Below are 25,887 nucleotides of genomic sequence, written 5' to 3'. Positions count from 1 at the left end.
CCGTTCGTCGGGTGATGGCCGGATTGGCGCTGTTGCTTGCCGTTCTCGCCGTGGTCGGCGGTCTGTCGATGGCCGGTTCGTCCGGCGACGGCGCCCGCGCCGCCGAGACCGCCCAGAATGCCCCGCCGCCGGTGACGGTCAGCCCGCCGCTGCGCAAGGAGATCGTCGAATGGGACGAGTTCACCGGCCAGTTCCAGGCGGTGGACTTCGTGGAAATCCGGGCGCGGGTCAGCGGCTATCTCGACTCCATCGCGTTCCAGGACGGCCAGCTCGTCAAGCAGGGCGATCCGCTGTTCATCATCGACCCGCGTCCGTTCGAGGCGGCATTGGCCTCGGCGCAGGCGGAGCAGCAGCAGGCCGAGGCCAAGCTGGACCTGTCGAACCGCCAGCTCGCCCGCGCGTCGGAGCTGCGGCGCAGCGACAACGTCGCGGCCAGCGTGTTTGACGAGCGCCAGCAGCAGGTCCGCGTCGACGCCGCCGGGGTCGAGGTGGCGAAGGCCGCCGTCCGGACGGCGGAGCTGAATGTGAACTTCACCCGCATCGCCGCCCCGATCGCCGGTCGCATCAGCCGGCGCGAGGTCAGCGTCGGGAATCTCATCGTCGGCGGGGACACCGGCACGACGACCCTGCTGACCACCATCGTCTCGCTCGACCCGATCTACTTCACCTTCGACATGAGCGAAGCCGACTACCTCGCTTATCAGCGCGCGGCGGCGCGCGGCGCGTTGCGGTCGCAGCGCGACGGCGGCATCGCAGTCGAAGGCCGCCTGTTCGACGAGCAGAACTGGACCCTGACGGGCACGCTCAACTTCATCGACAATCAGGTGAGCCCCGGCGCCGGCACCATCCGTGCCCGCGCCGTCTTTCCCAATCCGTCGCTGCTGCTGACGCCCGGCCAGTTCGGGCGGCTGCGCCTGCCGGGGTCCGAGCGCTACACCGCCACGCTGATCCCCGATCAGGCCGTGGTCAGCGACCAAGCCAACAAGATCGTCCTGACGGTCGGCAATGACGGGACGGTCGTGCCGAAGCCGGTGCGCCTCGGCCCCATCGAGGACGGGTTGCGCGTCGTGCGCTCCGGGCTGGAGGAGACGGACAAGGTTATCATCAACGGCCTCGTCCGGGCCCGGCCGGGCGCCAAGGTGACGCCGCAGGACGGACGGATCGAGCCACCGAAGCCGCCGGCCGGTTGAGCGGAGCCGGGGCCATGAACCTCTCGCACTTCTTCATCAATCGGCCGATCTTCGCGGCGGTCCTGTCGATCTTCATCACCCTGATCGGGATCTTCGCCTATCTGACCCTGCCGGTCGCGCAATATCCGGAGATCGCGCCGCCGACCATCGTGGTCAACGCGACCTACCCCGGCGCGTCGGCGCAGGTGGTCGCCGACACCGTGTCCGCCCCCATCGAGCAGGAGGTCAACGGCGTCGAGGAGATGCTTTATATGTCCTCGCAGGCGACCAGCGACGGGCGCCTCCAGCTCACCATCACCTTCAAGCTGGGCACCGACCTGGACACCGCGCAGGTGCTGGTGCAGAACCGCCTCGCCGTGGCCGAGCCCCGCCTGCCGGAGGACGTGCGGCGCATCGGCGTGACCGTGCGCAAGAACTCGCCCGACATGCTGATGGTGATCCATCTGAACTCGCCGGATGGAACGCGCGACCAGCTCTACATGTCCAACTACGCGCTGCTGCAGATCAAGGACGTGCTGGCGCGCCTGGACGGGGTGGGCGACATCCAGGTGTTCGGCGCCCGCGACTACGCCATGCGCGTCTGGCTCGACCCCGACCGGGTGGCGGCGCGCGGCCTGACCGCCGGCGACGTGGTGCGGGCGATCCAGGCACAGAACGTCCAGGTGTCGGGCGGCGTCATCAACCAGCCGCCGGTGCCGGCCCCCGGCGCCTTCCAACTGAACGTCGAGACGCTGGGCCGCCTGACCGACCCGCGCGAGTTCGGCAACATCATCGTCAAGACCGACGGGGCCGCGGTCACCCGCCTGCGCGACGTGGCGCGGGTTGAGCTGGGGGCGCAGGACTACAACCTCAACGCCTATCTGGACCGCCAGCAGGCGGTGCCGCTGGTCATCTTCCAGCGGCCGGGCTCCAACGCTCTGGAAACCGCCGACCGCATCCTGGCGACCATGGCGGACCTGTCCAAGGGCTTCCCCAGCGGCATGCGCTACGACGTGGTCTACAACCCGACGGAGTTCATCGCGCAGTCGGTGGAGGAGGTCTACAAGACGATCTTCGAGGCCGTGGCGCTGGTGGTGGTCGTCGTCATCCTGTTCCTTCAGACGTGGCGCGCCTCCATCGTGCCGATCGCCGCGATCCCCGTCTCGCTGATCGGCACCTTCACGGTGCTGGCGGCGCTGGGCTATTCGCTGAACACGCTGTCGCTGTTCGGGCTGGTGCTGGCGATCGGCATCGTCGTGGATGACGCCATCGTCGTGGTGGAGAATGTGGAGCGGTTCATCCGCCAGGGCATGAAGCCCAAGGACGCCGCGCACGAGACGATGAACGAGGTCGGTGGCGCGCTGATCGCCATCGCCCTGGTGCTGACCGCCGTGTTCATTCCGGCGGCCCTGGTCAGCGGCATCTCCGGCCAGTTCTTCCGCCAGTTCGCGGTGACCATCGCCACCGCCACGGTGATCTCCTGCCTGGTGTCGCTGACCCTCAGCCCGGCGCTGTGTGCGCTGCTGTTCAAGCCGCACGAGGCGCACCCGCCCAAGCCGTCGCCGCTGATGCGCCCGGTCAACGCCTTTTTCGGCGGCTTCAACCGGGGATTCGACCGGCTGTCCAACGGCTATGCCGGGCTGACCGGGCGGCTGGTGCGGCTGCCGGTGATCGTGCTGGCGGTCTACGGCGTGCTGCTCGCCCTGACGGCGTGGCAGTTCAGCCGGGCGCCGACGGGCTTCATCCCGAACCAGGACCAGGGCTACCTCATCACCGTGGTGCAGTTGCCGCCCGGCTCGTCGCTGGCCCGCACGGACGAGGTGGTGCGCACCGCGGTGGACACGCTGCTGAAGACGCCGGGGGTGATCCACGCCGTGCCCTTCGCCGGCTTCGACGGCGCCACTTTCACCAACGCGCCGAACGCCGGGGCGATCTTCGTGACGCTTGCCCCCTTCGCGGACCGCATTCCGAACGGCCAGACCGCGGAGTCCGTGCTGGGCGACCTGAGGACCCGGCTGGGCGCCATCGAGGACGCCTTCATCATCACCATCCCGCCGCCGCCGGTGCGCGGCATCGGCAATTCCGGCGGCTTCAAGATGATGGTCGAGGACAAGCGCGGCCGCGGCCTGCCCGCGCTGGAGGAGGCGGTGAACGAGCTGTCCGCTGCTGCGAACCGCATCCCCGGCCTCGTCGGCGTGTTCTCGCTGTTCAACACCAAGACGCCGAAGGTCTTCGCCGACATCGACCGCCAGCGCGCGGAGATGCTGGGCGTCACAGCCGATCAGGTGTTCGAGGCGCTGCAGATCTATGTCGGCTCCGCCTTCGTCAACGAATTCAACCTGCTGGGCCGCACCTACCGGGTGACCGCGCAGGCCGACGGGCGGTTCCGCCAGACCCCGCGTGACATCGCCAACCTGAAGACCCGCAACGCGCAGGGCGACATGGTCCCGATCGGTGCTGTGGCGGAGTTCGAGAACATCACCGGCCCCTACCGCGTCGCCCGCTACAACCTGTATCCGGCGGCGGAGCTCCAGGGGAACACGCTGCCCGGCTTCTCCACCGGCTATGCCCTGGCCGCGATGGAGAAGGCGGCGGCCGACACCCTGCCGGACGGCTTCGGCTTCGAATGGACCGAGCTGGCCTATCAGGAGAAGGCGGCGGGCAACACCGGCCTGCTGGTGTTCGGGCTCTCCGTCGTCTTCGTCTTCCTGGTGCTGGCGGCGCAGTACGAGAGCTGGGCGATGCCGCTGTCGGTCATCCTGATCGTGCCGATGTGCCTGCTGGCCTCGGTGACCGGCCTGCTGATGCGCGGGCTGGCGGTGGACATCCTGGCGCAGGTGGGGTTCGTCGTGCTGGTCGGGCTGGCCGCCAAGAACGCCATCCTCATCGTCGAGTTCGCGCGCCAGAACGAGCTGTTCGAGGGCAAGGACCGTTTCGAGGCCGCGGTCGCGGCGGCGCGCACCCGGCTCCGTCCGATCTTGATGACGTCCTTCGCCTTCATCCTGGGCGTCGTGCCGCTGATGATCGCGCAGGGGGCGGGGGCGGAGATGCGCCAGTCGCTGGGCACCGCGGTGTTCATGGGAATGCTGGGGGTCACGCTGTTCGGTCTGATCTTCACCCCGGTGTTCTACACGGTGATCCGCGGCCTGTTCAGCGGGCCGCTGGCCGTCAACCAGCACCCTGCCCCGGGCGCGGAGGCGTCCGCCCGGGCGCCAGGCGGCGGGTCGTCCTCGGGCGACTGGGGAAATGCCGGGCACATCCGTGGCGTCCCGGCCAAGGAAGACTGAGCGGACATGCCGATGCGGCGAAAAGCAGCGCTTTCCACGTCAGGCTGCAAAAGCCGGTGGCGCGACGCGGGTGGCCTGATAGGCTGAATGTCCTTGAAGGCGTTGCCTGCAGGCGAATGGATTGGTGGATGATGAAGAAGCCAAGCCGGTGGCTGCTCAAGGCCGCAGCCGCGCTGTCCATCGTCGTGGTCCTCTACGGGGCGTGGCTGTTCCTGCAACCCAGGGGGCTGCCCGCCGGTCTGGCCAGCGGCAACGGCCGGATCGAGGCGGTCGAGATCGACATCGCCACGAAAACCGCCGGGCGAGTCGAAGATATCCTGGTCGACGAGGGCGATTTCGTCACCGCCGGGCAGGTGCTCGCCCGGATGGACACCGATGTGCTCCAGGCCCAGGCCAAGCAGGCCGAGGCGCAGAAGCAGCAGGCGGTGATCGGCGTCGAGACCGCCCGCCATCAGGTGCTCCAGCGTCAGGCCGAACGCCAGTCGGCGCTGTCCCTGGTGGCCCAGCGCGAAGCCGAGCGGGACGTCGCCCAGAAGCAGCTCGCCCGGTCGGAGGAGCTGGAGGCGCGCGGCACGACGTCGCGGCAGGTGCTCGACACCGACCGCGCCCGCTTCGAAAGCGCGAACGCCGCCGTCAGTGCCGCCAAGGCCCAGGTCGCCGCGGCCGACGCCGCCATCGCCACCGCCGAGGCCCAGGTCGTCAACGCCCAGGCGGCGGTCGAGGCCGCCGCGGCCACCATCGAGCGCATCGAGGCCGACATCCGGGACAGCACACTGCGGTCGCCGCGCGACGGCCGGGTGCAGTTCCGGGTGGCGCAGCCGGGCGAGGTGCTCGGCGCCGGTGGCCGGGTGCTGAACATGGTCGATCTCAGCGACGTCTACATGACCTTCTTCCTGCCTACGGAGGCCGCCGGGCGGGTGAGGATCGGCACCGAGGTGCGGATCGCCCTCGACGCCTTCCCGCAATACGTCGTTCCTGCCAAGGCCACCTTCGTGGCCGACGTGGCCCAGTTCACCCCGAAGACCGTGGAGACGGCCAGCGAACGCCAGAAGCTGATGTTCCGGATCAAGGCGCAGATCCCGCCCCCCTTGCTTAAGAAATACATCCGCGACGTGAAGACCGGCTTGCCGGGGGTGGCCTATGTGCGGATCGATCCGGACGCCGAATGGCCGGCCAACCTGCAAAACCTCGTGCCATGAGCGACGCCGCCGCATCACCCGTTGTGCGTCTGAGGGACGTCGGTCTGGTGTACGGAAAGGTCCGGGCGATCGACGCGATCAGCCTCGACGTCCCGGCGGGGTGCGTCGTGGGACTGATCGGCCCCGACGGCGTCGGCAAGTCGAGCCTGCTGTCGCTGATGTCGGGGGCGCGCGCCCTGCAGGAGGGGACGGTCGAGGTGCTGGGGGGCAGCATGGCGCTGGCGGGCCACCGGCGTTCCGTGTGCCCGCGCATCGCCTACATGCCGCAGGGCCTCGGCAGGAACCTCTACCCGACGCTGTCGGTTGCCGAAAATCTCGGTTTCTTCGGGCGGCTGTTCGGCCAGGGCGGGGCCGAGCGCCAGAGGCGCATCGTCGACCTGACGCGGAGCACCGGCCTCGCGCCGTTCCTCGACCGGCCCGCCGGCAAGCTGTCCGGCGGCATGAAGCAGAAGCTCGGCCTGTGCTGCGCGCTCATCCACGATCCGGACCTGCTGATCCTTGATGAGCCGACCACCGGCGTCGACCCGCTCTCGCGGCGGCAGTTCTGGGAGCTGATCGACCGCATCCGGGCGGACCGGCCCGGCATGAGCGTGGTGGTGGCCACCGCCTACATGGAGGAGGCGGCGCGCTTCGACTGGCTCGTCGCGATGGACGGGGGGCGCGTGCTGGCCACCGGCAGCCCGCGGGACCTGCTGGAGCGCACCGGAACCGCGACGCTGGAGGCGGCCTTCGTCGCGCTGATGCCCGAGGAGAAGCGCCGCGGCCATAGGGCCGTGACGATCGTGCCGCGCACGGAGGACGGGAATGACATCGCCATCGAGGCGAAGGGCCTGACCATGCGCTTCGGCGACTTCGTGGCGGTCGACCATGTCAGCTTCCGCATCCCGCGCGGCGAGATCTTCGGCTTCCTCGGCTCCAACGGCTGCGGCAAGACGACGACGATGAAGATGCTGACCGGCCTGCTCCCGCCGAGCGAGGGTGAGGCCCGGCTGTTCGGGGAGCCGGTGGACGCCGGCAACATCGCGACGCGGCGGCGCGTCGGCTACATGTCGCAGGCCTTCTCGCTCTACTCGGAGCTGACCATCCGGCAGAACCTGGAACTGCACGCCCGCCTGTTCCAGGTGCCCGAGGACGTTCTTCCCGGCCGGATCGCGGCGGTGGCGGAGCGCTTCGGCCTGGCCGACGCGATGGAGACGCTGCCGAACACGCTGCCGCTCGGCCGGCGCCAGCGCCTCTCTCTCGCCGTCGCGATGGTCCACGAGCCGGCCCTGCTGATCCTGGACGAGCCGACGTCGGGCGTCGACCCGATCGCGCGCGACGCCTTCTGGGAGATCATGATCGGGCTGGCGCGCCGCGACCGGGTGACGATCTTCATCTCGACGCATTTCATGAACGAGGCCGAACGCTGCGACCGCATCTCGCTGATGCACGCCGGCCGCGTGCTGGTCAGCGACACGCCGGCGGCGCTTGTCGCGAAGCGGGGCGCCGCGACGCTGGAGGAGGCCTTTATCGGTTATCTGAAGGAGGCGGTAGCGGAGCGCGGGGATGGCGACGCGGTGACGGTGGCGGACCAACGCCGCCCGGTCCCGCCGCCCGCCGCGACCCCTTGCGGAAACCCTGCGGAACGCCGCTTCTTCAACCCGCGGCGGATGCTCAGCTACACGCTCCTGGAGGCGCTGGAGCTGCGGCGCGATCCCATCCGGGCGACGCTGGCGCTCATCGGCAGCCTCCTGCTGATGGTCATCATGGGCTACGGCATCAACATGGATGTCGAGGACCTGTCCTTTGCGGTGCTGGACCGGGACCAGACGACGGTCAGCCGCGACTACACGCTCAACCTCGCCGGCTCCCGCTACTTCGTCGAACGGGCGCCGATCATCGACTACGAGGATCTCGACCGGCGCATGCGGGCGGGCGAGCTTTCCCTGGCGCTGGAGATCCCGCCGGGCTTCGGCCGCGACGTCGCCCGCGGGCGCCGCGTCCAGATCGGCGCGTGGATCGACGGTTCCATGCCGACGCGGGCCGAGACGGTCAACGGCTACGTCGAGGGCATGCACCGCCAATGGCTGGCCTCGCGGGCCGACACGCCCGGCCTCGCCACCATCGAGACTCGCTTCCGCTACAACCCGGACGTCGAGAGCCTGAAGGCCATCGTGCCGGCGGTCATCCCGATCCTGCTGCTGCTGATCCCGGCGATGCTGGCCGCGCTCAGCGTCGTGCGGGAGAAGGAACTCGGCTCGATCATCAACCTCTACGTCACGCCGGTCACCAAGCTGGAGTTCCTGCTCGGCAAGCAACTGCCCTATATCGGGCTGGCCATGCTCAACCTGCTTCTGATGGCGGCGCTGGCGGTCACCGTCTTCGGTGTGCCGCTGACCGGGAATGTTCTGGCCCTCGCCGCCGGCGCCCTGCTCTACAGCTTCTCGGCGACGGCCATGGGGCTCCTGATGTCCAGCTTCATGCGCAGCCAGATCGCCGCCGTCTTCGGCACCGCCATCGCGACGCTGATCCCGGCGACCCAATATTCCGGCATGATCGATCCGGTTTCCTCCCTGGGGGGCGCCGCGGCCCTCATCGGGGAGGTCTACCCGACTACCCATTTCCTGACCATCTCGCGCGGGGTCTTTTCGAAGGCCCTGGGCTTCGGGGACCTGCACGCCGCCTTCGCCGCGCTGCTGATCGCCGCGCCGGTCCTGATCGGGGTGAGCGCGCTGCTGCTGAAGAAGCAGGAGACCTGAGCCATGCAGGCGTCCAACGTCCTGAACCTCGGCATCAAGGAACTGCGCAGCCTCGCCCGCGACCCGATGCTTCTGGCCCTCATCGCCTACTCCTTCACTCTGGCGATCTACACGGCGGCCACCGCCATCCCCGAGACGCTGAACAAGGCGGCCATCGCCATCGTCGACGAGGACCGCTCGCCGCTGTCGGCCCGCATCGCCGGGGCCTTCTATCCGCCCTATTTCCTGCCGCCGGTCCTGATCACGCCCGCCGAGATGGACGCCCGCATGGACGCCGGGCTCGACACCTTCGCGCTCGACATTCCGCCCGACTTCCAGCGCGACGTCCTCGCCGGGCGCCAACCGGCGATCCAGCTCAATGTGGATGCGACCCGGATGACCCAGGCCTTTTCGGGGAGCGGCTACATCCAGCAGATCGTCAGCGGGGAGGTCGGCGCCTTCGTGCAGCGCTACCGGGGGGAGCAGACCCTCCCGGTCGACCTCGCCCTGCGGGCCCGCTTCAATCCCGAGATGAACAAGGGTTGGTTCGGGTCGGTGATCGAGGTCATCAACCAGGTCACGATGCTGTCGATCATCCTGACCGGCGCCGCCCTGATCCGGGAGCGCGAGCACGGCACCATCGAGCATCTGCTGGTGATGCCGGTCACCCCCGCCGAGATCGTCGTCGGCAAGATCTGGTCGATGGCGCTGGTCGTGCTCGCCGCCTGCGCCTTTTCGCTGGTCTTCGTCGTCCAGGGGCTGCTGGCGGTTCCCATCGGCGGGTCCGTCGCCCTGTTCCTGGCCGGGGCCGCCCTGCACCTGTTCGCCACCACGTCGATGGGCGTCTTCCTGGGGACGGTGGCCCGCAGCATGCCGCAGTTCGGCATGCTGATGATCCTGGTGATGGTGCCGCTGCAGATGCTGTCGGGGGGCATGACGCCGCGCGAGAGCATGCCCGCCCTCGTTCAGGACGTGATGCTCGCCGCGCCGACGACGCACTTCGTCGCGCTGGCCCAGGCCATCCTGTACCGCGGCGCCGGCCTCGACGTGGTCTGGCCGCAATTCCTGGCGCTGATCGGGATCGGCGTGGCCTTGTTCAGCCTGTCGCTGGCGCGCTTCCGCAAGGCCATCAGCCAGATGTCATGAGCCGCTCCGGCGCCTGCGGCGCGGCTCAACGGGATCAAGGCGTCACCATTTCAGCGTGGCGTGCACCAGGAAGGAGCGGCCGGCCTCCAGATAGCGGCGGCGGTCGGGCGAGGTCTCGCTGACGCCGACGACGTTGACGTAGTTGTAATAGCCCTGGTTGAACAGGTTGTTGACCGAGGTGCCGAGGCTGATGTTTTCCGTCGGGTTGACGTAGGCGGCCAGATCCACCGTGGTGTAGGCCGGGGCCTTCAGGTAGGTCGGGTTGCTCACATCGCTCGCCGTCTTCGCCATCACATGGGTGGCGGCAACCTGCGCGCCCCAGACGTCGTCGGGCGCGGTGTAGGACAGGCCGGCGTTGACGGTGAAGGGCGCCACCTCGTCGATGGCGGTGCCGGCGTCGATGTCGAAGCCGCGGGCGAAGGCGGCCGCGCCGAACAGCGCCCAGCCCGGCTGGAACCGCCACTCGCCCTTGCCCTCGGCGCCGAAGATCTCGACCTTCGAGACGTTCTGCGCCTGATAGCGCAGGATGCCGCCGCTGCCGGTGCCGACCGCCCTCTGCAGGATGAAATCGCTGTAGCGGTTGTAGAAGCTGGAGACCTGGAAGCTCGACCCGTCGCCGAACTTGCCGCGCAGGCCGGCCTCGACGCCGTCGCTGCTCTCCGGCTTGAGGTCGGCGTTGGGCAGCACCTCGTAGCCGTAGGTCGGGTTGGAGAAGCCGAGGTTGGCGTCGTCGTAGGGCGGCGCGCGGAAGCCGTGCGCGTACTGGCCGAACAGCGCGTATTCCTTGGTCAGGTCGTAGGTCGCGCCGAACTTCGGCGACAGTGCCAGCTTGTCCAGCGTCTCCGGCTGGGTGGAGGGCCGGGCGGCGAAGTAGGCGGCGTCCTTGTCCGGGTCCATCCGGTAATAGTCGAGCCGCAGCGCCGGCACCAGCCGCAGCCGGTCGATGGTGATCTCGTCCTGCACATAGGCCGAGGCCATGAGCGTGTCGGTGTTGGGGAAGGTGCGGCTGGGGTAGGTATCGCCGTTGTAGCTCTTCGCGGTGGCCCCGGTCGCGAGGTTGGTCAGAGTCACGTCGCGCATCCGCTCGGTGCGGATGGAATCGACGCCAATGCCGTAGGAGATGCTGTTGCGCAGCCCGAAGAACTGGGTGTCGGAGCGCAGGTTGACGGCCCCGCCGACGATCGTCTGCTTGGATTCGTTGCTGGTGGATTCCCGCAGGCCGGTGCCGGCGGTGAACAGCGGGCTGGTGGAGGTGGCGACGCGGGCGTTGCGGGTGCGCTTCTCCTCGCGGTCGAACTGGGTGCCGTAGAGGCGCCAGTCGATGTGGTCGATGAAGCCGATCGGCGCGTCGTGCGCGTGCTCCAGGCTGACGCGCCAGCGGGTCGCCGTGTCGTCGGCGGTGGAGCCGGTGAAGGCGCCGCGCGTCATCCGCATCGGCGCCATGGAGAAGATGTAGCTGGCGCTGCCGCCGACGTCGTTGCGCAGCGTCGTGTCGGTGCTGCGGTGGAAATACTCGCCGGTCAGCGTCACCTTGTCCGGCCCATGGTCCCAGACCAGCTTGGCGAGGCCGTTGTTGCCCTCATAGTCCTGCGGGTTGCGGTAGGCCTTGTCCTTGGACTTGTACTCTTCCCCGTCGCGGCGCGTGTAGATGCCGAGCAGGGAGAAGTCGCCGGAGCGCAGCACCCCCGTGCCGGTCTCCGACAGGCTGGAATCGACGCTGTCGTAGGTCGTCTTCAGCGAGACGAAGCTGTCGCGGCCGGGCCGCAGATAGTCGGCCGGGTCCTTGGTCACATAGGTCACCACGCCGCCCAGCGCGTCCGAGCCGTAGAGCGCCGAGGCCGGGCCGCGCACAATCTCCACCTGTTTGACCGAGTCCAGATCGACCACGTCGCGGTTGTAGCCGGCGGAGGGGGCTGCGGAGGCCGGCGATTCCGGCAGGCGCGTGCCGTCGACCTGCATCAGGATGCGGTTGTTGCTGATGCCGCGGATGGTGAAGCCGCCGGCCCCGGCGCGGGACGGGGAGTTGCTGACCGTTACGCCGGGTTCGTAGCGCGGCAGGTCCTGGAGGCGGTGGACGCCGCGCTTCTCAAGCTCGTAATCGGGGATGACCGACACCGTGCCCGTGTTCTCGCCCACGCTGCGCAGGCCGCGCTCGCCATAGACCGTCACCGCGTCGAGGATGGTCGGTGGCGGTGAGGTGGTCGCCTGCGCGGTTTGGGTGGCGGTCTGGCCGGTGGCCTGCTGAGTCTGCTGCTGCGCTTGCGCGGCGGGGGCCAGCAAAGTCAGGGCGGAGGCCGACAGCCACAGCGCCGCGCGCAGGCGGGAGCGGGACGGTGGGAGGGCAGGGCGGTGGGACACAGGTGGCACGATCATCTCTGTCTCTCTGCACGAGGTTTTTCTGGCGTGTTGTTTTTATAGAAATGCGATTGCGTCTTATTCGCAATTGATGGGCTGAAGCCGCCCGGCGCTGGCTCAGTCGGTGCGGAGCGGCGCCCCGCACAGGCGCGCCTTCAGTGCCTCGAACCGCTCCACCTGATCGGGGAGAAGCTGCCGGGCGGCGTCGCGCCCGACGAAGACCTTGAACATCGCCTCCCCATCGCCGTTGAAGAAGACGACGGAGGCGCTGTCGGCGCTGCCCATGAAGGGCCGGCGGACGAAGCCGACGCTGCGGCAGCGGTCCAGCCGGATGTGACCGCCGATCGGGCTGCCGCCGGCGAGGTTGTAGAAGCCGCGCCCGAACTGCCCGCGCGGCAGCGGCCCCTTGCACTCCAGAACGAGGTCGGCGCTGTGCACCAGCACGGTGACCGTGCCCCACTCCGCCATGTCGAGCATCGCCGCCTCGGCCGTTTCTCCCGGCGCGAAGGCGCGGAAGCCGTCCGGCAGGCATTCGGTGACGGCGATCAGGCTGACGCCGGTTTCCACCGCGACCGCCTCCAGCACGCCATTCGGAGCGGCGGCGAGCCGTTCGCGCAGGGCGGCAAGCGTGTCGGGAGAGGGAACGGTGGGGCTGGTGGGGGTGCTGTGCGGCATGGAATCGGTCCGAAGCGTCGGTTGCGAACTCATTTGAGAATAGTTCGCATTTGCAAATTGGCTCAACGGCGCTTCGCTTAATTTCGCTTAATGGAGAATGCCGGTGATGGCGCCGGGAACGGCGGGGGCAGTCACCGGGCGGCCCCGGCGCTCCAGCCGGACCACCGCGCGCAGGCCCGGCCCGTTGTCTTCCAGCCGCAGGGCGCCGCCGTGCAGCCGGGCGATGGCGTCGACGATCGCGAGGCCCAACCCATGGCCGGGCACCCGGTCCGACGGGTCGAGCCGGCAGAAGCGCTGCACGGCGAGCGCGCGCTGGCCGGGCGCCAGCCCCCGGCCATGGTCGGCGACGGTGATCTCGTTCCAGCCGTCGCGCCGCCCGGCGGACAAGTGCAGCGCCTCGCCCGGCGCGTATTTCAGGGCGTTGTCCACCAGATTGGCGACGGTCTGGAACAGCAGCGTGCGGTCGCCGCGCAGATCGAGGTCGCGCTCCACCGCGACGGTGATGACGGTGCCGGTCCCCTCGGCCAGCGGCAGGTAGGATTCGGCGACCTCGTCCAGCAGCGCCTTGGCGTCCAGCGGCTCCACCGCCAGGGTGCAGCGCCCGGTCTCGATCTCGCCCAGCCGCATGATGGCGCGGAACAGGTGCTGGATGCGCCGCGTCTCCTCGATCCCCTCCTCCAGCTCGCGGCGCAGGGTGTCGTCGGGGCAGTTCTCGGCGATGGTGACCAGCCGGTTGTGCAGATGGGTCAGCGGCGTGCGCATCTCGTGCGCGATGCTGCTCGACACGCTGGACACCTCCTCGACGAGCCGGGTCACGCGGTCGAGCGTGCGGTTGATCTCGCGGCCGAGGCGGGCGAACTCGTCGTCCGGGCCGGTGATGGCGACGCGGCGGTCGCGGTCGCCCGCCGCGTAGGAAGTCAGCGCCATGGTGATGGCCGACACCCGGCGCAGCGTGCCGGCGCTGAAGCGGATGCCGAATGCGACGCTGGTCAGCAGGAACACCAGCACGCCGCAGCCTGCCGCCAGCGGCACGGCGCGGAGCTGGTCGAGCATGGGCTGGAGGTCGTAGGCGTTGACGTAGCGCCCGCCGTCGCCCAGCCGCACCACCATCCCGCGCACCTTCCAGCCATCGCCGCGCTGGTCGATGCGGCCGGTCTCGCAGGGGGCTGGGCCGCCGCAGGCGACGACGGCGAGCAGCCGTTGCGCCATCGCCTCGTCGCCGTAGAGCACGCGCCCATCGCGGTCGATCACCATGCGCCGCCGCGTGCCCTCCGGGGCGAAGCGCTCACGGCGGCGCAGCTCCGCGACCAGGGCGGCGGCGTCGCCGAATCCGCCGTGCAGACGATGCGTTTCCTGGTCGCGCTCCAGCAGGTCGCCGACATGCTCGTTGACCAGCTCCACCAGCAGGGCGCGGCTCCACAGCACGGCGGCGCCGGCCACCACCAGGAAGACCGCGCCGATGGCCATCGCCTGACGGAAGCTGCGCGTGTCGAGATGGCGGCGGACCCTCCGGACCCAGGACGGGCTAGCGTCGCGCGGCCTAGCCCAGGACATAGCCGATGGCCCGCACGGTCTTCAGGAGCGGCGGGTCGAAATCCTTGTCGATCTTCGCCCGCAGCTTGAAGACATGGACCTCCACCAGATTGGTCGGCGGGTTGAAGCCGTAGCCCCAGGCCTTCTCCAGCAGCATGCTGCGGGTCACGGTGCGGCCGGGGTTGCTCATCAGGATGTGCAGGAGCTTGAACTCCTTGTCGGTCAGCTCGATGGGCACGCCGCGCCGGGTCACATGCCGGCGGGTGACGTCCATCACCAGATCGGCGACCTCCAGCACGTCGCCGGCCCCAGCCAGGACGGCGCGGCGGGTCGCCAAATGCTCCAGCCTGACCAGCAGCTCGGCAAAGTCGAAGGGCTTGCCCAGATAGTCGTCGGCCCCAGCGCGCAGCCCGGCCACCCGTTCCGTCGTCTCGTCCAGGGCGGACAGCACCAGGACCGGCGGGTGGCGGGTCCCTTGCAGGCGCCTCAGCACCTCCATGCCGTCCAGCTTGGGCAGCATGCGGTCCAGCACCACCACGTCGAACGCCTCCTCGCGCAGCAGGCGCAGCGCGTCCTCGCCGTCGCCGGCGAAGCGGCAGGAATGGCCGGAGCCGCCGAGCTTCGCCCCGATCCAGTAGCTGACCGCCGCGTCGTCCTCAACGATCAGAACACGCACCGTCCCCTCCCTTTAGCGCCTCTATCGGGCGCCCCGTCTTGTCCCTTATTTGCTATTAATAATCATTCGCATTCAATTTTTCCAGACGCCGGGGCGCGTCCGGTGGCGGCGTAGACCACGCCCTCCGCCTCCGGCAGGTCGAGCCGGACGAAGGCCGTGCCGAAGACGCGCTCCAGCACCGGCACCGGCAGGTCCGCCATGGCGCCGCTCCAGGCGACGCGCCCGCCGGCCAGCATCAGCCCGTCGTCGGCATAGCGCGCGGCCAGGGTCAGGTCGTGCAGGATCACCGCGCAGCCGCCGCCGGTCCGCTCCACCCAGTCGCGCGCCGCCCGCAGCAGATGGTGCTGATGGGCGGGGTCGAGGCTGGCCGTCGGCTCGTCCAGCAGCAGGTAGGACGGCCCCGCCACGTCGCGCCCGTGGCGCCCCGCCGCCAGCTGGGCGAGCGCGCGGGCGAAGGCGACGCGCTGGCGCTCGCCGCCGGAGAGCTGGGGCATCAGCCGGCCGGCCAGCCCGCCCGCCCCGGCCCGCATCAGGCAGTCGGCGATCAGGGCGCGCCGGTCGCCGGGGCGGATCAGCCAGGGTTCGGTCGCCAGCTCCATCACCTCCTCCACCGAGAAGGCGAAGGCGACCGACTGGTGCTGCGCCACCAGGGCGCGGCGGACGGCCAGCCGCGGCGCCGGGATGGCCGCCAATTCCACCCCGTCCAGCAGGGCCCGCCCGGCGGTTGGCCGCCGCTCCCCGGAGAGGAGGGAGAGCAGGGTGGATTTGCCGGCCCCGTTGGGGCCCAGGATGGCCAGAACCCGGCCGGGCCGCAGCGCGGCGGTCACGCCGTCGAGCAGGCGGGCGTTGCCGATGGTCAGGCCGGCGTCGATCGCTTCCAGCATGGTCAGGCCCCTCCCAGCGCGCCGGCGCGGCGGCGCAGAAGCCACAGGAAGAAGGGACCGCCGACGGCACCCAGCAGCAGGCCGGCCGGCACGTCGGCCGGGGCGGCGATGGTGCGGGCCACCGTATCGGCCAGGACCAGCAGGACCGCCGCGGCCAGCGCCGTCGCCGGCATCAGCCGGCGGTGCACCGGTCCCAGCAGAATGCGCATGACGTGCGGCACGATCAGCCCGACGAAGCCGATCAGGCCGGACACCGCCACCGCCGCCCCGACGCCCAGCGCCACCAGAAGCACCGTGCGCACGGCGAAGCGGTGCGGGTCGAGCCCTTGGAGAAAGGCCTCCCGCTCGCCCATGGCGAACAGGTCGAGCCGCCGTGCCCCGGCCAACAGCCCGGCGGTCGCCAGCCCCATCAGGACCATCGCCGGCCCGATCTGCGCCCAGTTCGACCCGCCGAAGCCGCCCATCATCCAGAAGGTCATCTGACGCAGCGCGAGGTCGTCCCCGAGGTAGCTGAACAGCCCGATGCCGGCCCCACCCATGGCGTTCACCGCGATGCCGGCCAGCAGCATGGTGGCGGGGGAGTTGCGCCCGTCGCGGCGGGAGATCGCCAGGATCAGCACGGTGGCGGCCAGCGCGCCGAGGAAGGCGGCCAGCGGCAGCACGGTGGCGAGCGACAGGCCGCTGCGCGCCAGCCCCAGCCCCGATACCCCCAGCACCATGGCGGCGGAACCGGCCAGCGCCGCCCCGCTCGACACGCCGACCAGACCGGGATCGGCCAGCGGGTTGCGGAAGACCGCCTGGAGCGCTACCCCCGCCACCCCCAGCGTCACCCCGACCGCGGCAGCCAGGACGATGCGCGGCAGGCGCAGCATGGTCAGCACCATCCAGTCCCGCTCCGACAACGGCGTTCCGGGCAGGCCGAGCAGGGAGGCGAGGTGGGACAGGCTGCGGTCGAGCGGAACGGAGACACCGCCCGTCGCGACGGCATTCAGCACGGCCAGCGCCAGCGCCGCTGTCAGCGCCGCCAGCACGGGAATGAGGGGCGGGCGCCGGAAGGCCGGGGTCGCCCGTTCCCCTTTCCGGGAGGACGGCATGGACAAGGTCAGGCTCATGGTTGTTCCTGAGGAGAGGTGCCCTGGACGCGGGTGAGTTCCGCGACCGCCTCGGCCGTGCGGGGGCCGAGGCCCATCAGCAGCGCGCCGTCCACCACCGCCACCCGCCGGGCCTTGGCCGCCGGGGTCAGGGCGATCTGCGGCGTCGCCAGGAATGGGTCGAGCCCGCCCGAGCGGTCGACCAGCGACCGGCTGACCAGCAGGATGTCGGGTGCGGCGGCCAGGACGGACTCCGACGACATCGGCACATAGTCGCGCTCCACATCCAGGGCGTTGCGCGCGCCGGCCATGGCGATCAGAGCGGCGGGGACGGAGCGGCTGCCCGCCGCCATCAGACCGCCGGGCCCGCCGCCGACCACGCCGAGCACGACCGGCGCACCGTCCTTTTTTCCGGCTTCGGCGACGGCGGCGGCCAGCGCGGCGAGGTCGCGATTCAGCGAGTCCGCCAAGCGCCGTCCTTCCGCCTCCCGGCCGAGCAGGCGGGCGACCCGCTCCACCTTGTCGATCAATCCGGCCAGCGTCGGCGTCTCCGGCACGACCTCCACCGTGACGCCGAGCGCCCGCAGCTGGTCGAGCGTGGTCTCCGGGCCGGCGCCCTGGATCGCCAGGACGTGGGTCGGGGCCAGCGACATCACCCCCTCCGCCGAGAGGGCGCGCATGTAGCCGACGTCGGGCAGGCCGTTCACCGGCTGCGGATAATGGCTGCTGGTGTCGCGCCCGACGACCGAGCCGCCGTCGCCGAGCGCGTAGACAAGCTCGGTCACCGGCGGGCCGACGGTGACGATCCGCCGCTCCGCCGCCGTGGCCAGGGTGGCGGCGGTGAGCGCGAGGGTAGCGGCGATCGCCGCGGGGAGAAGGCGCAGGCGCCTCATCGGCCGGTCCCCGCCCGTCACAGGGACGCGGCGAGCGCGCGCCACTCCGCCCGCTCCGGCTTGTCCTCGTCGCGCTGGCCGCACAGGATGGCCGCGTTGTCGCCCCGGTCGTCGTACAACTCGACCGTGGTGATGCCGCCCTTGTCGGTCGGCTTGTGGACGACCCAGGCGCTGGACAGCCGCGCCTGGATGGCGCGCAGGGTGAAGCCGTGGTCGTCGATGCGCAGCAGCCCGTCTTCCGCCGCCGGGTGGTCCACCGTGCCGGTGTGGATCTGGATGCAGCCGGCGTTGCCGACGAAGATCATGATCTCCAGCCGGCGGTCGCGCGCTGCCTCCAGCAGCGGCAGCAGGGCGGTGGCGGGCAGCTCCCGCGCGAAGCCCGGACCGGCGAGGCGCAGCGCCTGCCGCCGCCCGACGCCGAAAGTCCTCAGCATGCCGAAGAACTCGTGCACATCGGTCATCGCGCTCCAGGCGGCGCGCAGCCCTTCCACGTCGATCTCGGCGTCGGGCCGCTCGGCGGCGGGGGCGGGCAGCGGTTCCAGGACCGGCGCGTCCTGGTCGGCGGCGCGGTGCAGGATGAGGAAGGCGTCCCAGGCGGCGCCGTTCGTCTCCGGGGTGCGGTGGATGGCGTGGACGGCGCGGCCATGCCGGTCGAAGACGCGGATGGCCTCGGCCTCGCCGTCCGTCTCCGGCGTGTGGACGGTGATGGCCCAGTGGCGCGGGAAGACGCGCAGGTCGACCTCGCGGTTCAGCACGATCAGGGCCGGGCCGTTGCCGTCGACGTTGCCGAAGCGTCCGGTCTTCTCATGGGTGATGCTGCGGTTGCCGGTGACGACCCGGACCGTCCCCAGGACGTCCAGCTTCCTCAGGGCGTCGGTCCAGTCCACCTCGAGCCGCGTCGGGCAGACGGCGCCGGTCTCCCAGCCGGGAAGGGTGGACAGGATCGGATCGGCAATTGGGAGGGCGGTCGGCAGGCGGGTGTCGGGCATTGGGGCTTCCCTTGACAAGATGCGGTGTGGTCGGCCCGTCCGGACAGGGCCAAATCTCCCGCAAATGATCATGAGAAGCATTATCAGTTACAAGGCGCCGATCATTAACCGGCATTAATCGCCCGGTGGGCCGGGGCAATCGCATTTGACCTTCATAGCCCTCTCCCCTCTGGGGAGAGGGATTTTGAATGCGATCACCCTGCCCGTCAGGCCGCTTCTTCGACCGTCTCGTTGCGCTCCGGAAGGGCGGCCTCGCGCACCGTGGCGACCGGCGCGCGCGGGGTCTCGTCGACGCGCATGCTGAACAGGTCCGGCCGCGCGTAATGGCCCACCGGATCGAAATCGAGCTTGGCGCCGACCAGATCCTCGACGTCGACCTCGGCGGTCAGGATGCCCTCCGCGTCGACCAGCGGGCCGGCGAGGATCTCGCCGAGCGGCCCGACGATGACCGAGCGGCCGTGCATCATCCACTCGTCCGGCCCGGCGTCGATGCGGCTGGCGTAGTCCTCCGGGAAGTCCGAGCGGCGCATCACCTGGCAGGCGCCGATCACGAAGCAGCGCCCCTCCATGGCGACGTGGCGCATGGTGGCGATCCAGCTTTCACGGTCGTCCGCCGTCGGCGCCGCCCAGAGCTGGACGCCCTTCGCGTAGTAGGCCGCGCGCATCAGCGGCATGTAATGCTCCCAGCAGATGGCCCCGCCGACACGGCCGAACGGCGTGTCCATGACGGTGAGGGTGGAGCCGTCGCCGAACCCCCAGACCAGCCGCTCCGACCCGGTCGGCATCACCTTGCGGTGCTTGCCCATCCGGCCGTCCGGCGACAGATAGAGCACCGTGCAGTAGAGCGTTCCGCCGTCGCGCTCGATGACGCCGACGACCGCGTGGATTCCGTGCCGCGCGCAGGCCGCCGACAGCGTCTCGGTCTCCGGTCCCGGCACGGTGATCGCGCCGCGGACGTAGCGGGCGAAGTCGGCGCGCCCTTCCGCCGTGCGCCGGCCGATCGAGCAGCCGAAATCGAGCCCCTTCGGGTAGCCGCCGATGAAGGCCTCCGGGAAGACGGCGAGCGACGCGCCGGTGGACGCCGCCTCGGCGATCAGGTCGACCGTGCGGGCGGTCGCCGCGGCGGCGTCGAACGGCACCGTCGCCGCCTGCACCGCGGCCACTTTAACCTTGGTCATTCTTGTCGTTCCTTGCAGTGTGTTTTGGTGGGTTGAGGCGGGGTGTCGGCCCAGACCGGCCGTACCAGATCGAAGACGTCGCGGGTGCGCAGATAGGCCGAGGGGCCGTGCATGCGGGCGACGAGGTCGAGCGCCTCATGGTCGATGCGGGGGCGGTCGGGGTTGCCGGTCAGGACGCGTGTCGCGACATGGGCGTGCAGCACCTCGCCCACGAACAGCCACTGTCCGGGACCGCTTTCGAACTCGTGGATCAGACGGCATTCGAAGGCGACCGGCGATGCGGCGATGCGCGGCGGCCGGACCGCGACGCTCGGCAGGGTGGCGAGCCCGGCGAGCCGGGTCTCGTCCACCTCGGGCGGCGCCTCGACGCAGGTGAGGTTCATCGCCTCCGTCAGGGCGAAGGGGACGAGGTTGATCACGAACTCGCGCGTCGCCCGGATGTTGACCGCCGTGTCCTTCGGCCGGTCCGGGCGTGCCAGCACGCCGAGACAGACCACCGGCCGGTCGGAGCCGAAGACGTTGAAGAAGGAATAGGGGGCGGCGTTCACCCGGCCCTCGGCCGAGCGGGTGACCGCCCAGGCGATCGGCCGCGGCAGGACCGCGGCGGTCAGCAGGCGGTAGCGGTCGGGCGCCGGCAGCGTGGCGAAGTCGAAATGGCGCATGGCGGGGGCAGGGGCGGCGTGGTCGGTTGCCGGCCGGGCCGCGTCGTCAAGTCTTAGGGTCATGAGGTCTCCTTCGGCAAGGCCCGGCATGGCCGCCGCCCCGTCCTGCGCGATGCGTCGGGATCGCCGGCCGGTCAGCCGACGATCTTGACCGTCTTCGGATCGAAGACCTGGGCGGCGAAGGCGGCGTCCACCTTGCCGGCGATGCTCGTGTCGACGAACTTCGACACGTCGGGCAGGCGAGGCAGCAGCTTCGCCTCGACGCCCCATTCGGCGAGCTGGTTCAGCTTTTTGATCTGCTCGTCGGAGAGCGCCGCCTTGATGTCGGTGGGCGCCTTGGCGTTCCAGGCGGGGTCGTAGCCCGACGCCTTTTCCAGCACGGCCTCCGGGATGTTCTTCGCCGGCTCCAGCGAGCGGAACCAGCTGTTGACGAGGTCGTGGTTCTGGCTGGCAAAATACAGCGCCTGGGAGTTGGCGAGCAGGAAGCGCTCCGCCACCTCGGGCCGGTCCTTGAAGAAGCGGTTGTTCGCGGTCAGCACGATGACCGGGGTCAGATTCTCCGAGATCACCTGGGCGAAGCCCGCGTTCTCGAAGAAGCTCACGAACGGGTCGTAGGTGAAGAAGGCGTCGATCCGCTGCGCGCCCACCGCGTCGGCCAGCTCCGCCGGCCCGACATTCACGAAGGTCATGTCGCGGCCGGGAGTGAGGCCCGCCTTGGTCATCGCCTCCTGGGCGTTCTGGAAGGCGGTGATGCCGAAGGTGCCATAGACCTGCTTGCCCTTCAGCCCGGCGACGTCGGTGATTCCCGACTTCTTGGTCACCAGCACCGCCGAGCGGAAGCGCGCCTGCGACGCGATGGTGGTGACCGGCGCTCCGACCGCCATGGTGGTGACGGCGGCGAAGTCGGACAGCGTGCCGACGTCGGCCGCGTTCGACACGATCGCCTCGTTCACCGCCGGCGAAGCGTTGAGCTGGATCATGTTCATCCGCAGGCCGTTGCGGGCCGCGATGTCCGTGCGCATCAGAACATGGGCGATCTGCGCCGAGACGGTGGTGGTGTTGAACCAGCCCATCTTGACGACGTCCGCGCCCTGCGCGCGGAGGATCGCCGGCTTGGCGAGGGTTGCGGCGGCGGCGATGCCGGCGGCGAGCTGGCCGAAACGACGGCGCGAGAGTGTCGAGGTCACGTTCATTCCCCTTTTTGCCATTCGGGTTTCAGGGTCTCCCACAGGTCGTTGACCGTGGAGACGAACCAGGGATCGGAGCGCATCTCGGCCGTGCGGGGCCGCGGCAGCGGCACGGTGACCTCCTCGCGCACCCGGCCGGGCCGCGGGCTCATCACCACCACGCGGTCGGCCAGGAACACCGCCTCGTCGATGCCGTGGGTGACGAAGATCACCGTCTTGCCGGCCTCCGACGAAATGCGGGCGATCTCCTCCTGCAGAAGCACGCGGGTCTGCGCGTCCAGCGCGCCGAACGGCTCGTCCATCAGCAGGATGTCGGGGTCCGGGGCGAGCGCGCGGGCGATGGCCGCCCGCTGCTTCATGCCGCCGGAGATCTGGTGCGGGTACTTCTCCTCGAAGCCGGTCAGCCGGACCATGTCGATCAGCGAGCGGGCGATCTCCGCACGCTCCTTCTTCGCCATGCCCTTGGCCTTCAGGCCGAACTCCACGTTCTGCTGCACGGTCATCCAGCCGAACAGCGCGTAGTCCTGGAAGACGACCGTGCGCGACGGGTCCGGCTTGACGATGGGGCGGCCGTTCTGCAGGAGCGTCCCGCTCGACGCCGACTGGAAACCGGCGACGATGCCGAGCAGGGTCGACTTCCCGCAGCCCGAGGGGCCGAGCAGCGAGATGAACTCGCCGCGGCGGATGCGCAGGTCGACCCCGTCGAGCGCGACCACCATGGTGTCGGACGAGGTCCCGCCATAGACCTTGCCCAGATTCCGGATGTCGATCTGGATGTCGGCCGGCTGGGCCTGCGGCGTGCCGGGGGGCGGGGCGGGTGTCTTGAGTGCGGTGTTGGCGGCCATGTTCCTTCGCCTCCTGCTCAATTGCGCTCGGAAGGCGCCCAGGCGTTCACCCGACGCTCGATCCGCTCGAGGACGGCGGACATGGCGAAGCCGACCAGACCGATGGCCACCATGCCCGCAACGACGTTGTTGATCTGGAACAGCATGCGCGACTGCTGGATCAGGTAGCCGAGGCCGGTCTGCGCCGCGATCAGCTCGGCGGTCACCACGCACATCCAGCCCACGCCCAGCGCGATCCGCAGCCCCGGCAGGATGATCGGCAGGGAGGCGGGGATCAGCACGTCGGTGAAGAGCTGCCAGGGCGTCGCGCCGAGGCAGAGCGCCGCGTTCATCTGGTTCCGGTCGAGGCCGCGCACCGCCGTGTAGGTGGCGACGAAGGCCGGGAAGACGGCGCCGAGGAAGACCAGGAAGTAGGACGCGGCGTCGCCGAGCCCGAACCACAGGATAGTGATCGGAATCCAGGCGAGCGGCGGGATGGGGCGAAGCGCCTCGACCACCGGCCGCACGAAGTCCGCGACGCCCCGCCACCAGCCGCACATCAACCCGAGCGCCATGCCGACGACGCAGGCGAGCGCGAAGCCGACCGCCACCCGCTGCAGGCTGGCGCCGAGATGGACCCACAGCGAGCCGTCGAGCGCCATGTCCCACATTGCCCCGGCCACCGCGGCCGGCGACGGCAGTAGGAAGGCGTCGATGACGCCGAGCGAGGTCAGCGCCTGCCAGACGGCGAAGAAGGCGGTGAGGCCCATCGCCGCGCGGAAGGACCGGTCCGTCAGAATGCGGGGACTCACGGCGCGGCGCGGCGCCCTCTGCATGAAAGGCGGTGCTGCCGCATGCGCTTTTGAATTCGCTTCCATCACCTTCCCTCGTTCCACCGTTCGGCGCCGCCTCGCGGGACGTCAACGTCCTTGGACGACGAAAAAACGATGACAGTGTCGGAAAAATCCGTCAATTCGAAAAATACAAACGAATGACGCTTGGTAGGCCGAAACTTGCCGTTTTAGCAGGCATTCAGCGGGATAATAGCCCATTTAAGCATCTTCTCGCCAAGGCGGCACCGCGAAGAGTCGGCAATTTATCGGCAGAAACCGACGATGGACGGGTGGCGCGGAATCGGGCATGTTGCGACGCGATTCAAAAGGGAGCACGTGGGTGAATCTTGAGGAGAAGCTGTCCCGGATCGGCATATCGGGGACGCTCTACAAGCTCTATCTGACGACGATCCGCCTCGGCGGCGGCTCCGTCACGGAGGTGGCCGCGGGCGCCGGCATGGCCCGCACCACGGCGCACGATGCTCTCGCCAAGCTGGAGGCGGAGGGGCTCGTCCGCTTCGTCGATCACGGGAAGCGCCGCTTCGTGGTCGCCCAAGACCCGGGCATCCTGCTGGAGCGCAGCGAGGCCCGGCGGCAGATGCTCGAGGACGTGATGCCGGTCCTGCGGTCGATGTACCATCACGAGAACGGCCAGCCGAACGTCCGCTTCCACCCCGGCCCCGAAGGCATCCGCACCGTCCTGTGGGAGACGCTGAGCGGCGACGAGAAGGAGCTGCGCGCCACCCTCTCCATGCGGGAGCTGATGGTCGAGCCGGGGCTGGAGGAGATGGAGCACTATTTGAAGGAGCGGGCGCGGCGCGGCATCTGGCTGCGGGTGATCCGCTCGGAGGAGCGCGACATCGCGCCGATCTGGCCGTCGAGCCAGGAGGAGCGGCGCGAGCTGCGCTACGCGCCCGCCACCTACAACCTCGCGATGACCTGCTTCATCCACGGCACCAAGGTTTCGGTCATCTCGTCGGGCCGCGAGAGCTACGGCCTGATCCTCGACAGCGCCGATTTCGCGGCCTTCCAGGCGTCCATGTTCGACGCGATGTGGAGCCTGAGCACGCCGGCGCCGACCATCCCCTGACCGGGCCTAGTTGAGGAAGCGGTTCTCGCGCAGGCGGGCCACGGCGAGGTCGACGAAAGCCCTCACCTTGGCCGGCGCGTGCCGCCCCTCAGGATGCAGGACGTGGATGGGCAGGGGCGGCTCCTCATGGTCGGCGAGCACGATGCGAAGCTCCCCGGCCAGCAGTGCCGGGCCGATCTGGTAGTGAAGAACCCGGGTGAGGCCCCAGCCCGCCTTGGCGGTCGCGATCACCGCCTCGTTGGTGTTGCATTGCAGGACCGGGTCGATGGTCACCCGCTGGTCGCGGGCGAACCGCCATTCCGGCGAGGCCCAGGCGCCGGTCGACACGGCGATGCGGTGGTGCCTGAGGTCGGCCGGGGTCTGTGGGACGCCGCGGCGCTCGAAATAGGCCGGGGCGCCGCAGACCACGCGCCGGACCGTGCCGACCCGGATGGCGGTGAGCCCGGAATCCGGCAGGTGCCCGATGCGCACGGCGACGTCGATGCCTTCCTCCACGATGTTCACCGGGCGGTCGACGAAGAAGGTCTGGGCGCGCATGCCGGGGTAGCGGTCCAGATACTCGGTCACGATCGGCAGCACATGCATCGGCCCGAACAGCGCCGAGGCGGTGACGGCAAGCGTCCCGGTCGGGGTGGCGTAGATGCCTCCCGCCGCGGCCTCCGCCTCCGTGATGTCCGAGAGAATGCGGCGGCAGTCCTCGAGGTAGCGTGCCCCGGCTTCGGTGACCTTCACCGATCGGGTGGTGCGCACGAACAGGCGGGCGCCGATCAGTTCCTCGAGGGCGGCCACGGCGCGGGTTGCCGCGGGCGCGCTCAGACGCAGGTGGCGGGCGGCTTCGGCGAAGCTTTCCGCTTCCGCGACCTTCACGAAGATCCGCATCGCCTGCAGCCGGTCCATGCGTGCCCCCGTTTCGCCGCGTCCCCGTCACAGTCTGTGGCGGAAGAGGCTGCGGATAGCAACCTCCGCCTGCGCCGCCGCGTCAGAAGCCGCCGGGTCAGAAGCCGAAATGGCTGAGGCCCGGATGGTCGTCCGGACGGCGGCCCAGCGGCCAACGGAACTTGCGGTCGGCCTCGGCGATCGGGTGCTCGTTGATGCTGGCGTGGCGGACACGCATCAGCCCGTCCTCGGCGAACTCCCAGTTCTCGTTGCCGTAGGCGCGGAACCACTGGCCGCTGTCGTCGTGGTATTCATAGGCGTAGCGCACGGCGATGCGGTTGCCGCCGAACGCCCACAGCTCCTTGATCAGCCGGTAGTCCAGCTCGCGGTTCCACTTGCGGGTCAGGAAGGCCTCGACCTCGGCGCGGCCGTTGGCGAATTCCGCGCGGTTCCGCCAGCGCGTGTCGGTGGTGTAGGCCAGCGTGACCTTGGCGGGATCGCGGCTGTTCCAGCCGTCTTCCGCGAGGCGGACCTTTTCGATGGCGGATTCTTCACTGAAGGGTGGCAGAGGGGGACGGGACATGGCGAACTCCTGTCGTTTCGCGGGGGAGGGGAGGGGTGAA

The 25,887-nt window shown here is 69.8% G+C and carries 21 protein-coding genes; 6 read left to right on the top strand and 15 right to left on the bottom strand.

Going from position 1 to position 25,887, the window contains the following annotated elements:
* Positions 1-14 precede the first annotated feature (14 nt).
* From FHW79_RS13460 to FHW79_RS13440, 5 genes are all read left to right on the top strand, one after another.
* On the top strand, positions 15-1,190 hold the full coding sequence (locus FHW79_RS13460) for an efflux RND transporter periplasmic adaptor subunit (RefSeq protein WP_247884363.1): 1,176 nt from the start codon (positions 15-17) through the stop codon (positions 1,188-1,190).
* A 14-nt stretch (positions 1,191-1,204) separates the two neighbouring features.
* On the top strand, positions 1,205-4,456 hold the full coding sequence (locus FHW79_RS13455) for a multidrug efflux RND transporter permease subunit (protein ID WP_183179391.1): 3,252 nt from the start codon (positions 1,205-1,207) through the stop codon (positions 4,454-4,456).
* 128 nt (positions 4,457-4,584) lie between these two features.
* Positions 4,585-5,655, top strand: a complete 1,071-nt coding sequence (locus FHW79_RS13450) for an HlyD family efflux transporter periplasmic adaptor subunit (RefSeq protein WP_183179390.1) — start codon at positions 4,585-4,587, stop codon at positions 5,653-5,655.
* Positions 5,652-8,393 (top strand): ribosome-associated ATPase/putative transporter RbbA, encoded by a 2,742-nt coding sequence (gene rbbA, locus FHW79_RS13445; protein WP_183179389.1) that lies wholly within the window; start codon positions 5,652-5,654, stop codon positions 8,391-8,393. Before FHW79_RS13450 ends, rbbA begins: the two co-directional genes overlap by 4 nt.
* 3 nt (positions 8,394-8,396) lie before the next feature.
* The gene (locus FHW79_RS13440; protein ID WP_183179388.1) at positions 8,397-9,518 is read left to right on the top strand and encodes an ABC transporter permease; all 1,122 of its coding nucleotides are present in this window, start codon (positions 8,397-8,399) and stop codon (positions 9,516-9,518) included.
* A 42-nt stretch (positions 9,519-9,560) separates the two neighbouring features.
* Here the strand turns inward: FHW79_RS13440 and FHW79_RS13435 are convergent, their stop codons facing one another.
* The 13 genes from FHW79_RS13435 to FHW79_RS13375 all read right to left on the bottom strand — a co-directional run bounded on the left by FHW79_RS13435 (position 9,561) and on the right by FHW79_RS13375 (position 23,277).
* Positions 9,561-11,891 (bottom strand): TonB-dependent hemoglobin/transferrin/lactoferrin family receptor, encoded by a 2,331-nt coding sequence (locus FHW79_RS13435; RefSeq protein ID WP_183179387.1) that lies wholly within the window; start codon positions 11,889-11,891, stop codon positions 9,561-9,563.
* A 99-nt stretch (positions 11,892-11,990) separates the two neighbouring features.
* Positions 11,991-12,548: a heme utilization cystosolic carrier protein HutX gene (gene hutX, locus FHW79_RS13430; protein ID WP_183179386.1), complete on the bottom strand. Its 558-nt coding sequence runs from the start codon at positions 12,546-12,548 to the stop codon at positions 11,991-11,993.
* An 87-nt stretch (positions 12,549-12,635) separates the two neighbouring features.
* Entirely contained in the window at positions 12,636-14,102 is a 1,467-nt protein-coding gene (locus FHW79_RS13425; RefSeq protein WP_183179385.1) for a HAMP domain-containing sensor histidine kinase, read from the bottom strand.
* Positions 14,089-14,757, bottom strand: coding sequence for a response regulator transcription factor (locus FHW79_RS13420; protein WP_094302809.1), 669 nt, complete (start codon positions 14,755-14,757; stop codon positions 14,089-14,091). Before FHW79_RS13420 ends, FHW79_RS13425 begins: the two co-directional genes overlap by 14 nt.
* A gap of 62 nt (positions 14,758-14,819) precedes the next feature.
* Positions 14,820-15,641 (bottom strand): ATP-binding cassette domain-containing protein, encoded by an 822-nt coding sequence (locus tag FHW79_RS13415; protein ID WP_183179384.1) that lies wholly within the window; start codon positions 15,639-15,641, stop codon positions 14,820-14,822.
* A 2-nt stretch (positions 15,642-15,643) separates the two neighbouring features.
* Positions 15,644-16,753 (bottom strand): iron ABC transporter permease, encoded by a 1,110-nt coding sequence (locus tag FHW79_RS13410; protein WP_183179383.1) that lies wholly within the window; start codon positions 16,751-16,753, stop codon positions 15,644-15,646.
* Positions 16,750-17,625: an ABC transporter substrate-binding protein gene (locus FHW79_RS13405; protein WP_183179382.1), complete on the bottom strand. Its 876-nt coding sequence runs from the start codon at positions 17,623-17,625 to the stop codon at positions 16,750-16,752. The genes FHW79_RS13410 and FHW79_RS13405 overlap by 4 nt, the downstream gene beginning before the upstream one ends.
* A 17-nt stretch (positions 17,626-17,642) precedes the next feature.
* Complete coding sequence (locus FHW79_RS13400) at positions 17,643-18,614, bottom strand: ChuX/HutX family heme-like substrate-binding protein (protein ID WP_183179381.1); 972 nt, start codon at positions 18,612-18,614, stop codon at positions 17,643-17,645.
* A gap of 206 nt (positions 18,615-18,820) precedes the next feature.
* Positions 18,821-19,792, bottom strand: a complete 972-nt coding sequence (locus FHW79_RS13395; protein ID WP_183179380.1) for a carbon-nitrogen hydrolase family protein — start codon at positions 19,790-19,792, stop codon at positions 18,821-18,823.
* Positions 19,789-20,517: a flavin reductase family protein gene (locus FHW79_RS13390; protein ID WP_211108263.1), complete on the bottom strand. Its 729-nt coding sequence runs from the start codon at positions 20,515-20,517 to the stop codon at positions 19,789-19,791. The genes FHW79_RS13395 and FHW79_RS13390 overlap by 4 nt, the downstream gene beginning before the upstream one ends.
* Positions 20,518-20,588: 71 nt before the next feature.
* A complete protein-coding gene (locus tag FHW79_RS13385; protein WP_247884347.1) occupies positions 20,589-21,647 on the bottom strand; it encodes an ABC transporter substrate-binding protein in 1,059 nt (352 codons plus the stop codon).
* Positions 21,644-22,486 (bottom strand): ABC transporter ATP-binding protein, encoded by an 843-nt coding sequence (locus FHW79_RS13380; RefSeq protein ID WP_183179378.1) that lies wholly within the window; start codon positions 22,484-22,486, stop codon positions 21,644-21,646. Before FHW79_RS13380 ends, FHW79_RS13385 begins: the two co-directional genes overlap by 4 nt.
* A 17-nt stretch (positions 22,487-22,503) precedes the next feature.
* Positions 22,504-23,277 (bottom strand): ABC transporter permease, encoded by a 774-nt coding sequence (locus tag FHW79_RS13375; RefSeq protein WP_348984142.1) that lies wholly within the window; start codon positions 23,275-23,277, stop codon positions 22,504-22,506.
* Between the two features lie 361 nt (positions 23,278-23,638).
* On the opposite strand from FHW79_RS13375, the gene FHW79_RS13370 reads away from it, so the two are divergent.
* Positions 23,639-24,388: a helix-turn-helix domain-containing protein gene (locus FHW79_RS13370; protein ID WP_348984140.1), complete on the top strand. Its 750-nt coding sequence runs from the start codon at positions 23,639-23,641 to the stop codon at positions 24,386-24,388.
* Positions 24,389-24,394: 6 nt separating this feature from the next.
* On the opposite strand, the gene FHW79_RS13365 is transcribed toward FHW79_RS13370, so the two are convergent.
* Both FHW79_RS13365 and FHW79_RS13360 read right to left on the bottom strand, forming a co-directional pair.
* The gene (locus FHW79_RS13365; protein WP_183179375.1) at positions 24,395-25,285 is read right to left on the bottom strand and encodes a LysR substrate-binding domain-containing protein; all 891 of its coding nucleotides are present in this window, start codon (positions 25,283-25,285) and stop codon (positions 24,395-24,397) included.
* Positions 25,286-25,382: 97 nt separating this feature from the next.
* On the bottom strand, positions 25,383-25,847 hold the full coding sequence (locus FHW79_RS13360) for a DUF1348 family protein (RefSeq protein ID WP_183179374.1): 465 nt from the start codon (positions 25,845-25,847) through the stop codon (positions 25,383-25,385).
* Positions 25,848-25,887 lie beyond the last annotated feature (40 nt).

The sequence above is a fragment of the Azospirillum sp. OGB3 genome (assembly GCF_014192915.1).
In the GTDB taxonomy this organism is placed as follows: Bacteria; Pseudomonadota; Alphaproteobacteria; order Azospirillales; family Azospirillaceae; genus Azospirillum.
The sequence above is the reverse complement of the archived record's forward strand: the minus strand, read 5'-3'. Positions and strand labels throughout refer to the sequence as shown.